Here is a 12,709-nt window from a genome sequence, read left to right as displayed (position 1 = left end):
AATATTATGGAACAAATTGATAGATATAAAGAAGAATTTATAGAATTTATGATAGACTGTGATGTACTTAAATTCGGAGATTTTATTACAAAAAGTGGTAGAAAAACTCCGTTTTTTATAAATACGGGCTCATTTAAGACCGGAAGTCAGCTTAAAAAACTTGGTGAATACTATGCAAAAGCTATTAAGGAAAATTTCGGAACGGATTTTGAAGTTTTATTTGGTCCTGCATATAAAGGCATCCCGCTTTCAGTTTCAGCCTGTATAAGCATGTCGGATATGTATGGTGCTGATATAAAATACTGTTCAAACCGTAAAGAGATAAAGAATCATGGAGACAAAGGCATACTTCTTGGCGGACCTGTTAATGATAAAGACAGGGTTGTTATAATAGAAGATGTAACTACGGCAGGAACTTCAGTTGAAGAAACCATGCCTATTTTAAACGCACAGGGCAGTGTAAATGTGCTTGGGCTTATAGTAAGTGTAGACAGATGTGAAAAGGGCAGAGGGGAAGAAAGTGCACTTAAGGAAATAAGTAAAAAATATAATATTAAAACCGCTTCCATAGTAAGTATGAGAGAAGTTATAAACTATCTTTATAACAAGCCCTGTAATGGCAGGATTATAATAGATGATAAATTAAAAGGTCTTATAGATGATTATTATAAAATCTACGGCACAGAAAATTGATTTAAAACTATGTCGTAATTGGTTTTTAATAAATATAATATAAAGTGATTTATAAATAATACAGCGGAGGAAATTATGGAAAAAGTATATAATACTATGAGAAACTCAGGAGCTGCATGTATTGCAATAGGTATAATAAGCATTGTTCTCGGAGTTGCAACCGGCATAGTTGCAATAGTTTTTGGAGCAAAACTTTTAACAAGAAAAGATGAGATTGTCTTTTAATATAAAATTATGGAAAAAGATATAAAGCCAAGGTATAAAATATTGGGCAAAATATACTTTATTGCATATCTTATTATACTTGTCTACCTGCTGTTTTTTGCAGAAGTATTTGGTAGGATGGAAAATCCGCTTGCAGAAAGAAGTTATAATATAGAGCCTTTTAAAGAAATAATGCGCTTTTACAAATACAGACATACTCTGGGTATGGTGGCATTTATGATAAATGTGCCCGGCAATGTAGTTGCTTTCATACCTTTCGGATTTTTTATTCCTATAATAAGTAAATATAAAATGGGTATGTTAAAAACTGTTTTTATGGGAATGCTTTTTTCGCTTGGAGTTGAAGGTATACAGTTTATAGTAAATGTAGGAAGCTTTGATATTGATGATATTATATTAAATACCTTAGGTTCCGTAATAGGATATACGGTATTTTTAATTGGAAATATTATATGGCACAGGCTTGAAAAAAACACTGTATAATATGCATATATATAGTAAATGGAGGCTGATTTGTTTAAATTTTTAAATTTATTTGAAAAAGATGAAGACAGGAAAAAAATCATGGCACCTGCAAGAACAAAAGGGGAGGCTATACTTGAGGAGGCTAAATTTACTTTTCCTGAAGACCGGAAAAAGCCTATGGCGGATATAAATGAAAATTTAATAAATTATATTAAAAAGCCTATGGCAAAAGGAGGTATAACATCAACTTTCTGTGCCTTTATAGGTCTTATATTTTTATATATTGCCTACTATCTGAATTTATTTTATAAGGGAAGCCCTGATATGACTGTATCGGCACTTGGTTTCAGTTCTTTTTTGTTTTCAGCCTCGGCACTCTGGTTCGGGCTGCGTTCATTTAAAAACAGGCCTGCAAAATATTGGCTTTCATTTCTTGGAGTAGGCATAGGCGGAATACAATTTGTAATATGGATCACTGTAGTTTTTATAGGTTACAGGGCATAAATAAATATGGAGAATAATACAGAAAGCGAAGTAGAAAATCAAATAAAAAATAATATGGAAAATAATTATGAAAATAAAATTGCATATAAACTTGAAGATTTAAAATACGTTGAACGTATAGAGTCTGCTATAGGGCGTATAAAAGAAATAAGTCGGGATAATATAAATGCGGTTTACCGTGAATATTTTCTTGAGAATGCAAATTTTATACTTTCATCATATGAAATAAGGAAAAAAATTGAAAATGGGGAATTTGACAGCTTGAGTCTTGAAGAGCTTAAAGCAGGGCAGGAAGCTTTATATGCTTCATTGTTATCTGAGAATTATAAAAATTCGATTTACTGTCCTACACATATGGAAAAGTTTTTCGGCAGGAAATCAGGCAGACTGCTGTCTCTTCTTGCATGTGAGATAAGGACTGTGCTTCCTATGATTTACAGGGGCAGGCTTTACGAGTATGCGGCAGTACTTGAGCTTTTTTTAGAGATATATACGCTTTTTTTATATGATGGTGAAGTAGATGCTAAGGAAATTGAAAATATAATTTATAGACATTTTTATGACTATCTTGATGAGAGCGTTGAAAGAAGTATTGCCGGGGCATTTATACCTGATGATAATTTTATATATGATATTATAATGAATTCGGATTTAAATGATATCAGGTATTTATTTAAATTCGGTGATTATATCTCAGATGAAGAAATAGGCAGTGCATATTATCTTTTATCGCTTACGCAGGATAAAATCAAATATATGGCTGATGCTTTCACTGACGGTTTTATACGTGGTTTTAAAATAGCAGGAAAGGATATTTCAGAAAAAAAATATGTTTCGATACGATATACTTTCGGATTTGAAAGGCTGCTCAGGGAGATTATCCGTAATTTTGAAAAAACAGGTATAATTACAGTACTTCAAGAAAAACCGTATAAACTCAGTGATAAGAGCGAAGTAAGAGATGTAGGATGCAGTGCTCTTGATATAAATAAGCAGTATATACTTGATCATAAATTTGACAATGTTATACTTATGAAAAAAGCATATCTTGACAGGAAAATTGAGCTTGCAGGATATGCTTATGAAAAGTTTAAAGAAGATATAAAACTCAATGCCGGACCTGCATTGATTGAAGTTTTTGGAGAGGAAAAATTCAATCCTGTATATGCTCCGGCTGCCTATTCATTTACCGATAAAGATATAAAATTAAGTCTTGATTACAGACAGCGGATTTCAGTGCTTCAGAGCAAATATATAAAAAGAGAGGAAACAAGCTTTGCTATAATTGCATGGCCGCTGCCGGGTATAATAAAGAGCAGTGAAAATGCGTTGTGCAATAAAGATGAAATTACTTATAAAAATATATTTGATGATATTATAAGGATAAATACTCTTGACACCGATTCCTACTGCAGGATGCAGCAGATTTTAATTGATAATCTTGATAAGGCGGATTTTGTAAGAATTAAGGGCAGAAATAAAAATAAGACTGATTTATGTGTAAACATATATAAGATTAAAGATCACAGAAAGGAAAGTGCATTTGAAAATTGTCTTGCAGATGTAAATATACCTTTGGGAGAGGTTTTTACAAGTCCCGTACTTAAGGGTACTGACGGAATATTAAATGTCTCTGAGGTGTATATAGGAGGTATACATTTTAAAAATTTAATTATAAAATTTAAAGATGGTATGGTAACTGATTATAGCTGCTCCAATTTTGATGAAGAAAATCTAAACGGTGCAGACAGCCAAAAGAAACTTATTGAAAATGTTTTGCTTAAGGGGTATAAAAGCCTTCCTATGGGAGAATTTGCCATAGGAACCAATACCGCTGCTTATGCAGCTGCTAAAAAATACGGTATATTTAAGGCTCTGCCTATACTTATAGCTGAAAAAACCGGTCCTCATTTTGCACTTGGCGATACATGTTATTCACATGAGGAAGATTTTCTGACATATAATCCCGACGGCAAGCTTATAGCAGCCAGAGACAATGAGATTTCAATACTTAGGAAAGATGATATATCTAAGGCGTATTTTAACTGTCATACAGATATAACGGTTCCCTATGATGAGATTGGCTGCCTTTGTGCAGTTGATAAAAACGGCAATGAGACTTTAATTATAGAAAATGGATATTTTGTGCTTGAAGATCTTGACGAGCTTAATGATATGATGAGAAATTTAAAATAGTCTTATTTAAAATATATAATGCGAATGTAATTAATAAGAAAAAACGTGCAAAAGAGCCTGAATATGCTATAATAAATATAGTATATATCAAGGCTTTTTTGTCTTGGGAAGGAGGATATATGCCTAAAGTAGGTATAGTTATGGGCAGTGATTCTGATATGAAAGTAATGTCTCAAGCTGCCGATTTTTTAAAAGATATGGGGATTGATTTTGAAATAAGGATAATTTCCGCACACAGAGAACCGGAAGTTTTTTTTGAATGGGCAAAAAATGCACAAAACAGGGGTATAAAGGTTATTATAGCAGGAGCCGGTAAGGCGGCACATCTGCCGGGTATGTGTGCTGCTTTATTTTTGCTGCCTGTTATAGGAGTACCTATGAAGACTTCAGATCTTGGAGGCGTAGATTCACTTTATTCAATTGTACAGATGCCTTCCGGAATCCCATGTGCAACAGTGGCGATAAACGGCGGAAAAAATGCAGGAATACTTGCGGCAAAGATACTGGCGGTGTCAGATGATACAATTAGAAAAAAACTTGAAGATTATTCAAAGAATATGAAAGAAGAGGTTATTAAAAAAGATCTAAAACTTCAGGAAGAGGGATATAAGGCATTTGAATAAGAATTTTGGAGGTTTTTATGGATTATAAAAGTTCAGGTGTTGACATAGAGGCAGGATACAGGTCGGTAGAACTTATAAAAAAATATGTTGAAAAAACTTTTAGACCTGAGGTTTTAAGTGGGCTTGGAGGTTTTTCAGGAGCATTTTCGCTTGCAAAAATAAAAGAAATGGACGAACCTGTGCTTTTATCAGGCACTGATGGAGTTGGAACCAAATTGAAGCTTGCATTTATTATGGACAGGCATGATACTATAGGTATAGACTGTGTTGCTATGTGTGTAAATGATGTTGTATGTGCAGGGGGTGAGCCGCTGTTTTTTCTTGACTATATAGCCTGCGGTAAAAATAATCCTGAAAAGATTGCCTGTATAGTATCAGGTGTTTCAGAAGGCTGTATAGCCTCAGGTGCGGCACTTATAGGCGGTGAAACTGCTGAAATGCCGGGCTTTTATCCTGAAGATGAGTATGATCTTGCAGGTTTTGCGGTGGGTGTTGCAGATAAGAAGGATATTATAAACGGTGCACAGGTAAAGGCGGGAGATATACTTATAGGGATAGCTTCAAGCGGTGTTCATTCAAACGGTTTTTCACTTGTAAGACAGGTATTTGAGATGAGCAGAGAAAACCTTGAAAGATACTATGATGAACTTGATATTACACTTGGTGAGGCACTTCTTGCACCTACAAGGATATATGTAAGAGCGATTTTTGCAGTCAAGTCATCAGGTGTAAGGATAAAAGCCTGTTCACATATCACAGGAGGAGGTTTTTATGAAAATATACCTCGTATGCTGCCTGAAGGGGTTGCAGCTTCTGTAAAAAAGGACTCTTATAAAATACCTGCTATATTTAATCTTATAGCAAAGAATGGAAATGTAAATGAAGAAGTCATGTATAATACCTTCAATATGGGAATAGGTATGGTGATTGCCGTTGATGAAAATGAAACCGAAAAAGCTTTAAAAGCAATACATTTATCAGGCGAAAGAGCATGTGTAATAGGAAAGGTTATATCAGGAGCGGGCGGTATAGAATTATGCTAAGTGTTGCGGTAATGGTAAGCGGCGGCGGTACAAATCTTCAGGCGCTTATAAATGCATTAAAAGCAGGCGATATAAAGAATGCATGTATAGATTTGGTTTTTTCCGACAATGAAGCCGCTTATGCACTTAAACGAGCGGAAGCTGAGAATATTAAAAAAATATGTGTACCGGCAAAAAAATATAATGAGTATGAATTTGAAAACCTTATGCTAAAGATTTTAGATGAAAACAGACCTGATCTCATAGTGCTTGCAGGCTTTTTGCCAAAAGTACCTGATAAAGTGGTACAAAGCTATAGGGGTAGGATAATCAATATACATCCTTCCCTTATACCCAGCTTTTGCGGGAAGGGTTTTTACGGGATTAAAGTACATGAAGCTGCTCTTAAAAGAGGAGTGAAGATTACAGGTGCTACGGTACATCTTGTTGATGAAGGTATAGACAGCGGAAAAATACTTATGCAAAAGACTGTTGAGGTAAAAGATGATGATACTCCATTGCTGCTTCAAAAAAGGGTCATGGAAGAGGCGGAACATATAATACTGCCTAAAGTAGTTAATATGGCTGCAAACGGTGATATAAGACTTCCGATAGTTTAAAACAGATAAAGGATGGTGGATTTATATGAATGTACTTGTTGTAGGCGGAGGCGGCAGAGAGCATGCTATATGCCATAAACTTTCTCAGAGCGGCAGAGCGGATAAAATATATTGTGTTCCGGGGAATGCGGGGATATCGGAAATAGCGGAAATCGCAGATATACCTGTAATGAATTTTAAGGATATCATTAAATTTGCAAAAGAGAAAAATATAGGACTTACTGTAGTGGGTATGGATGATCCCTTATGTCAAGGCATAGTTGATGAGTTTAAAAAGGAGGGACTTAGGGTATTCGGTCCTTCCAAAAATGCCGCAAGACTTGAAGGTTCAAAATCATTTGCTAAACATCTTATGAAAAAATACGGCATACCTACTGCCGCTTATGAAGTCTTTGATAATTCAGACAAGGCAAAAGAGTATCTAAAAACTGTAAAATACCCGATTGCGGTAAAAGCGGATGGTCCGGCACTTGGAAAAGGAGTGCTTATATGCAGCTGTTATGATGATGCATATAATGCGATTGAAGATATTATGGTTAAAAAAATATTCGGTACTTCAGGCGATACTGTAATAATTGAAGAGTTTATTACAGGTCCTGAAGTGAGTGTACTGTCATTTTGTGATGGAAAAACTGTAAAGGCGATGGCATCTTCACAAGACCATAAAAGAATAGGGGACGGAGATACAGGTTTAAATACGGGCGGTATGGGAGCGTTTTCTCCAAGTCCTTTCTATACAAAGGATATAGAAAAATATTGTATTAAAAATATTTATGAAAAAACATTGCATGCACTTAATTGTGAAGGCATTGAGTTTAAAGGTGTGATATTTTTCGGGCTTATGCTGACGAAAGACGGTCCTAAAGTTCTTGAGTATAATGTAAGATTCGGTGATCCTGAAACTCAGACTGTACTTGTAAGGATGGAGAATGATATAATCGATATATTTGAGGCATGTATTGACGGTACACTTGATAAGATAGAGCTTAAATTTGAAGATAATGCTGCAGCATGTGTAATTCTTGCAAGTGCCGGATATCCGCAAAATTATGAAAAAGGTATGGTTATTAAAGGGCTTGATAAATTCAATTTATCTGAGGATAAGGGATTTTACTGTTTTCATGCAGGTACAAAAAAATCAGGAGATAATATAGTTACCGCCGGTGGCAGAGTTCTTGGTATAACTGCTAAGGGAAAGGATATTAAAGAGGCTGTAAAAAATGCTTATAGTGTCTGTGAGTTTATAGATTTTAAAGGTAAGTATAACCGGACTGATATAGGTAAGACGGCATTGGAACTGTGATGGGTTGTTTACATATATAAGATATTGTGATAGTATTAAACTGTCTTGCTAAATAATATACGGGAGGTATTATAATGGAATTGATGGTTATTTTTACGGGAATACTTTTTCTTGTTATAATTGTTGCTGTGGTTGCGGCAGTTTCAACCATGGCATCAGTTTTTGGAGTCATAGGCGTGGAAGATGATGAAGATATGTGATAATTTTATACTTTGTATATGTTTAATTATCGTAAGTATCTGAAAGATTTATAAACACATTAAGGGTCATATTATGATAATAGGTATGGGCGTTGATATTATAGAAAATGCAAGAATTAAAGCAGCAATTAAAAGCAGTTTTTCAGGGCGTTTTATTAAAAAGCTGTTTACTGAAAGAGAGGTACATTTATCAAATAACAAAGTTTCTTTTTTTTCAGGAAATTTTGCTGCGAAAGAAGCATTTGCAAAAAGTCTGGGCACAGGATTTCGAGGTTTTATGCCATATGAAGTTGAAGTGCTTAGAGATAATATTGGAAAACCGTATATAAAGCTGTATGGCAGGGCACTTGAAAAGCTGTACGGATTGAATGATTGTTTTAAACAGATTGGCATGAAAAAATGTATTAATCAAGGTATTTGCTTTAACAATATACAGGTTTCAATAACAAATACAAAAGATTATGCCTGTGCATTTGTAATTATAGAGATATAACAGAGAATGACATTTATTACAAATAAGTCTGTTTTAAAAACGGACATCTTTCTACTGTATGCTGTTTATAATTTGAATTTTATAATAGCTGAAAATTTGCATTGGTTTAAATTATATAAAAGTGCTATAGTTAATACTTTTAAGGACCTTGGAGAGGGTCTTAAAAAAACTACTACTATATTAAAAATATGAGGTTAAATATATGAAAGTATATGATACAGTAAATAAATGTGATGTTGAAGTGGCTGATGTTGAAGAATTTATAAGTCTGATGAATTCAGGCAGGCAGGTAGATGTTTATCTTAAGAAAAAGAAAACTGATAGGGACGGATATCTGACATGGGACATAGAGCACTGGTCAAGTATTGAAAAAGACAGATTTATACGCTGTTATTCACTTGAAGGCAGAGTTTTGAGAGACTCTACAGGGCATAATATATATGATTTGAAATCAGAGTTTAAACCTGAAGATTCTTTAAAAGTAGAACTGAGCTAGGTTTTGGCAATAACATAAGTGTTATTGCCAAAGCAGATCCCGGTTTATTGGAGTATAAAACATTTCTCTTACCTTATGCGGTTCTTTTGTTATAGCAAGTATCCACATAAGTTTTGCAACAGCTGATTCAAGTGTCATGTCAAAGTTTTCAATAAGTGAAAACTCCTCCTTTATATTTTTTCCGACTGCATATATTGACATATGACTTCCTTCAAGCGGTACCTGTGTTGACATTACTACAATTTTGCCAAGTTTTGTGAGATCGCTTATAGCCGCTTTAAAATCAACATCTTCATATGACGGCAGACCTCCGACTCCAAATGATTCTATTATAATAGCATCATAGTTTAATGCCATGAATTTAAGCAGTTGTGCATCCATTGACGGTATAAGCTTTAAAAGACCTATTCTGGTATTTAATTTATCATAAAAGACAATATTTTCATTATTGTGTTTTTTATCATCTATATAGAAGAATATCCGATGATCCTGTATAACAGCAAGATATGGAAAATTAATTGATGAAAATGCATTATAACTTTTGCTCCTTTCCTTTCTTGCTCTTGTGCCGCATATTACCTTACCGTCAAATACTATGTTTATGCCATAAGCTTTTTGTGAAGAAGCAAAAAGTATGCTGTCATAAAGATTTGTTTTGGCATCCGTTACATCCATATCTATAGGCTTTTGTGCACCTGTAATTACAACAGGTTTTTTTGAGTTCTGTATAAGGTATGAAAGAGCAGCTGCAGTATATGCCATAGTATCGGTTCCATGGCATATTACAAAGCCGTCATATTTTATATAGTTATTTTTTATACAATTAGATATAATAAGCCAATGTTTTGGATGCATATTGGTACTGTCTATATTAAAGAGCTCAATAGTATCAATATCTGCAAATGTAAAAACCCCCTGTACATACTTAAGAAGCTGATTAGAGGAAAGAGAAGGTTTTAGACCGTCATCACTTTTTTGTGATGCAATTGTACCTCCGGTTCCTATAAGGAGTATTTTCTTTTTTTGATTGTTTATATTATTATAAGAGTCTTTTGAGCTGGCTTTCTCAGTTTCTTTATAAAAAGTTTTATTATTTGATTTGGTGTTATCCGGGTTCGGGGTTTTAATATCTTTATTTATATCCATTTGTATATAACCTTTTAATATATTATTTAAAGCTTTCCTTCTCTGAACTTCTGTATCATTTCCTGACCTATGCTTATATCTGAATTTAGTATAGGTACATCCTGTCTTTTTACCCATGCAGCTTCAGAAAGCTCGTTTTCTTCAATGGTGATTTTGTTGTCTCCGTCAAGTTCTGCAGTAAATGCAATCATTACAGCCTCAGCTATACCCCAGGGTTGAGAACCGTAATATTTGACATTTTTTACTCTGATCCCGACTTCCTCAAATACCTCTCGCTTGACATTTTCCTCAAGAGTTTCTCCTATTTCAAGAAAACCTGAAACAAGTGCAGGAAGCTTATAACTGCTGTTTGCTCTTTTAGTGAGCAGTATATTGTCTTTATCTGTAATCGCCACTATAACTGCAGGTATTATACGTGGGTATTCTATCTGTGAGCACCTGGGACATATCAGAGCTCTTTCAGTATCGGAGCGGAGATTTACACTGCCGCATCTTCCGCAGTACTTTCTGTTTTGCAGCCAGGTATATATATGATAGCCCACAAGTACTGCAAAAGCGGTGCTTTTTGGACTCAGTTTTCTGAAAATATCTATTTTTTCTCCTGTAAGCTGCAAAGAATCACCTTTGTCTGAATCAAAATTAAGTGCCAGAAAGTAGTCATCATCATCAATTGAAAAAAGATAATATGAATTTTGAGTCAGTCTGTCTATATTTTCGCCGAAATATTTAAATTTTGGTATTGAAAGCCCGTTTTCAGGTAGATCAGTACAAGCATTTTCAGAATGATATTCTGCATCTGTTTTTTGAAGAAAGACATATGATTTATCAAAAAAAAGCAGGTATGAATCAGGCAGGGGCTGTTTATTAAGATATTCAGGATCAAATATCTTTGGATAGATCTCATGGAACATTCCGGTTTAAAAGTATCCTTTCATAAAAATTTAGTAGCTTTTAATATTTGCTCAAAAGGTCGACCCTCATATTCCAAAGTTTCTGTGAAAGGTCAACATGTATTTTATGCGGATATGCAAGACGTTTTGATTCATCCCAGAGTGTATCAAGTTCCTGTCTGCAATAAGCCTGTATATCCATAACTGCAGGAGAATCATATATGCACTTTCCTTTTTTAAATACAGGCACTAATATTTCTTTAACAGTATAACTTCCCGGAAAGAGCATGGTTTTTTTCCATGTTTCATTAGGGTCAAAAAGCACAAGTTCTTCATTTATATCCACTATTTCATCTTCAAGACATATAAGATCCGCTATAATTTTATGATTATCTTTATGATATATCCTGTATATTTTTTTATTTCCGGGGTTTGTAACCTTTTCAGTATTTTCTGAAATTTTAATTTTAGGTACAAAAGCACATTGATTTTTATCATATATTGCGGCAAGTTTATAAACACCGCCGAAAGCCGGGCAGTCTCTTGATGTAATCATGCTTGTTCCGACTCCCCAGAGGTGGATTTTTGCCCCCTGCTGTTTTAATGAGTCTATAAGATACTCATCAAGATCATTTGATGCTGAAATAAAGGCGTCTTCAAAGCCTGCATCATCTAAAATAATCCTCGCTTTTTTCGAAAGATATGCAAGATCTCCGCTGTCAAGTCTTATACCGTAATTTTGAAGCTTCATGCCTGATGCCTTCATTTCGGAAAATACTTTTATAGCGTTAGGTACTCCGCTTTCAAGAGTATCATAGGTATCTACAAGAAGCGTACATGAGTTTGGATAGAGTTTTGCATATGCCCTAAATGCACTTAACTCATCAGGAAAACTCATAATCCAACTATGTGCATGTGTTCCGCTTACAGGTATATTAAAAAGCTGTCCTGCAAGAACATTGCTTGTAGCGGCACAGCCTCCTATCACGGCTGCTCTTGCACCATATATGCCTGCATCAGGTCCCTGGGCTCTTCTTAAGCCAAATTCAAGGACTTTGTCTCCTCTTGCCGAATGTACGACTCTTGCAGCCTTTGTGGCTATAAGAGACTGATGATTTATAATATTAAGTATGGCAGTTTCTACAAGCTGTGCCTGCATAAGAGGTGCTATAACTTTTACTACAGGTTCTTTGGGGAATATAAGTGAACCCTCAGGTATTGCATAGATATCACCTGTAAATTTAAAACTTTTTAGATATTCAAGAAAAGCCTCTTTAAAAAGACCGGTACTTTTAAGATATGCTATGTCTTCGTTGTCAAAATGAAGATTATTTATATAATCTATAACCTGTGCAAGTCCTGCACATATTGAATAAGCATTTTTATTGGGATTTGAACGAAAAAACATATCAAATACGGCAGTTTCATTCATATCCTTTTCTTTGTAATAACCCTGCATCATGGTAAGCTCATAAAGATCTGTAAGCAGGGTAAGGTTTCTTTTACTCATGTTCTCTCCTTTGTCCGTCAATTTTAATAGCGGAGGCTGTATACATGCTGAGCTTTTCAGTGAATACAGGGCAAGTGCAATTTATAAAAAATGACGTTTAAACGTATTTTAATGAAAATATAAGTCTTTGCATTTTTATATTTAAATTTAAGCTTAATTGTAGCATAAAGTATAATTTTTGCAATTATGATAAAAAGATAACACTATAAAAATGTCTATATACTGATTATTTAAAAAGTTTAAATAGTTCCTTTTTCAGGAAACTTTGCAGTCTGTTTGAAGTAAAGCCGGATATAAATCCGTGATTTATATTACTGTATTCA

General features: G+C 34.4%; 15 protein-coding genes. 12 read left to right on the top strand and 3 right to left on the bottom strand.

All coding sequences use genetic code 11. The features are described from left to right. The first annotated feature begins 15 nt into the window (after nt 1-15). The 12 genes from pyrE (at nt 16) to HMPREF9333_RS09375 (ending at nt 8,840) form a co-directional block, all read left to right on the top strand. On the top strand, nt 16-693 hold the full coding sequence (gene pyrE / locus HMPREF9333_RS09430) for an orotate phosphoribosyltransferase (RefSeq protein ID WP_040882829.1): 678 nt from the start codon (nt 16-18) through the stop codon (nt 691-693). Nucleotides 694-768: 75 nt separating this feature from the next. Further along, the gene (locus tag HMPREF9333_RS13095) at nt 769-918 is read left to right on the top strand and encodes a hypothetical protein (protein ID WP_005541618.1); all 150 of its coding nucleotides are present in this window, start codon (nt 769-771) and stop codon (nt 916-918) included. Between the two features lie 42 nt (nt 919-960). Beyond that, nucleotides 961-1,401 (top strand): VanZ family protein, encoded by a 441-nt coding sequence (locus HMPREF9333_RS09420; RefSeq protein ID WP_242822334.1) that lies wholly within the window; start codon nt 961-963, stop codon nt 1,399-1,401. A gap of 30 nt (nt 1,402-1,431) precedes the next feature. Then, nucleotides 1,432-1,887 carry a hypothetical protein gene (locus HMPREF9333_RS09415; RefSeq protein WP_005541616.1) on the top strand — a complete coding sequence of 152 codons (456 nt, stop codon included), beginning with the start codon at nt 1,432-1,434 and terminating at the stop codon, nt 1,885-1,887. A gap of 6 nt (nt 1,888-1,893) precedes the next feature. After that, the gene (locus HMPREF9333_RS09410; protein WP_005541615.1) at nt 1,894-4,083 is read left to right on the top strand and encodes an aminopeptidase; all 2,190 of its coding nucleotides are present in this window, start codon (nt 1,894-1,896) and stop codon (nt 4,081-4,083) included. 119 nt (nt 4,084-4,202) lie between these two features. After that, nucleotides 4,203-4,706 carry a 5-(carboxyamino)imidazole ribonucleotide mutase gene (gene purE, locus HMPREF9333_RS09405; protein ID WP_005541614.1) on the top strand — a complete coding sequence of 168 codons (504 nt, stop codon included), beginning with the start codon at nt 4,203-4,205 and terminating at the stop codon, nt 4,704-4,706. A gap of 17 nt (nt 4,707-4,723) precedes the next feature. Continuing rightward, a complete protein-coding gene (gene purM, locus HMPREF9333_RS09400; RefSeq protein ID WP_005541613.1) occupies nt 4,724-5,749 on the top strand; it encodes a phosphoribosylformylglycinamidine cyclo-ligase in 1,026 nt (341 codons plus the stop codon). Beyond that, nucleotides 5,743-6,348 (top strand): phosphoribosylglycinamide formyltransferase, encoded by a 606-nt coding sequence (gene purN / locus HMPREF9333_RS09395; protein WP_005541612.1) that lies wholly within the window; start codon nt 5,743-5,745, stop codon nt 6,346-6,348. The genes purM and purN overlap by 7 nt, the downstream gene beginning before the upstream one ends. A gap of 25 nt (nt 6,349-6,373) precedes the next feature. Beyond that, the gene (gene purD, locus HMPREF9333_RS09390) at nt 6,374-7,651 is read left to right on the top strand and encodes a phosphoribosylamine--glycine ligase (RefSeq protein WP_005541610.1); all 1,278 of its coding nucleotides are present in this window, start codon (nt 6,374-6,376) and stop codon (nt 7,649-7,651) included. A gap of 74 nt (nt 7,652-7,725) precedes the next feature. Beyond that, nucleotides 7,726-7,851 carry a hypothetical protein gene (locus tag HMPREF9333_RS13515; RefSeq protein WP_005541608.1) on the top strand — a complete coding sequence of 42 codons (126 nt, stop codon included), beginning with the start codon at nt 7,726-7,728 and terminating at the stop codon, nt 7,849-7,851. Nucleotides 7,852-7,924: 73 nt separating this feature from the next. Next, a complete protein-coding gene (acpS, locus tag HMPREF9333_RS09385) occupies nt 7,925-8,344 on the top strand; it encodes a holo-ACP synthase (RefSeq protein ID WP_005541607.1) in 420 nt (139 codons plus the stop codon). A gap of 202 nt (nt 8,345-8,546) precedes the next feature. After that, nucleotides 8,547-8,840, top strand: coding sequence for a hypothetical protein (locus tag HMPREF9333_RS09375; RefSeq protein ID WP_005541605.1), 294 nt, complete (start codon nt 8,547-8,549; stop codon nt 8,838-8,840). Between the two features lie 21 nt (nt 8,841-8,861). Here HMPREF9333_RS09375 and HMPREF9333_RS09370 read toward each other — a convergent pair whose 3' ends face one another. Genes HMPREF9333_RS09370 through HMPREF9333_RS09360 form a run of 3 tightly spaced genes read right to left on the bottom strand, consistent with a single transcriptional unit; the run spans nt 8,862 to nt 12,386 of the window. Beyond that, entirely contained in the window at nt 8,862-9,986 is a 1,125-nt protein-coding gene (locus HMPREF9333_RS09370) for an asparaginase (protein WP_005541604.1), read from the bottom strand. Between the two features lie 26 nt (nt 9,987-10,012). Next, a complete protein-coding gene (gene nudC, locus HMPREF9333_RS09365; protein ID WP_005541603.1) occupies nt 10,013-10,897 on the bottom strand; it encodes an NAD(+) diphosphatase in 885 nt (294 codons plus the stop codon). A gap of 40 nt (nt 10,898-10,937) precedes the next feature. After that, nucleotides 10,938-12,386 (bottom strand): nicotinate phosphoribosyltransferase, encoded by a 1,449-nt coding sequence (locus tag HMPREF9333_RS09360; RefSeq protein ID WP_005541602.1) that lies wholly within the window; start codon nt 12,384-12,386, stop codon nt 10,938-10,940. Nucleotides 12,387-12,709 lie beyond the last annotated feature (323 nt).

Source organism: Johnsonella ignava ATCC 51276, from assembly GCF_000235445.1.
Lineage (GTDB): Bacteria > Bacillota > Clostridia > Lachnospirales > Lachnospiraceae > Johnsonella > Johnsonella ignava.
The sequence above is the reverse complement of the archived record's forward strand: the minus strand, read 5'-3'. Positions and strand labels throughout refer to the sequence as shown.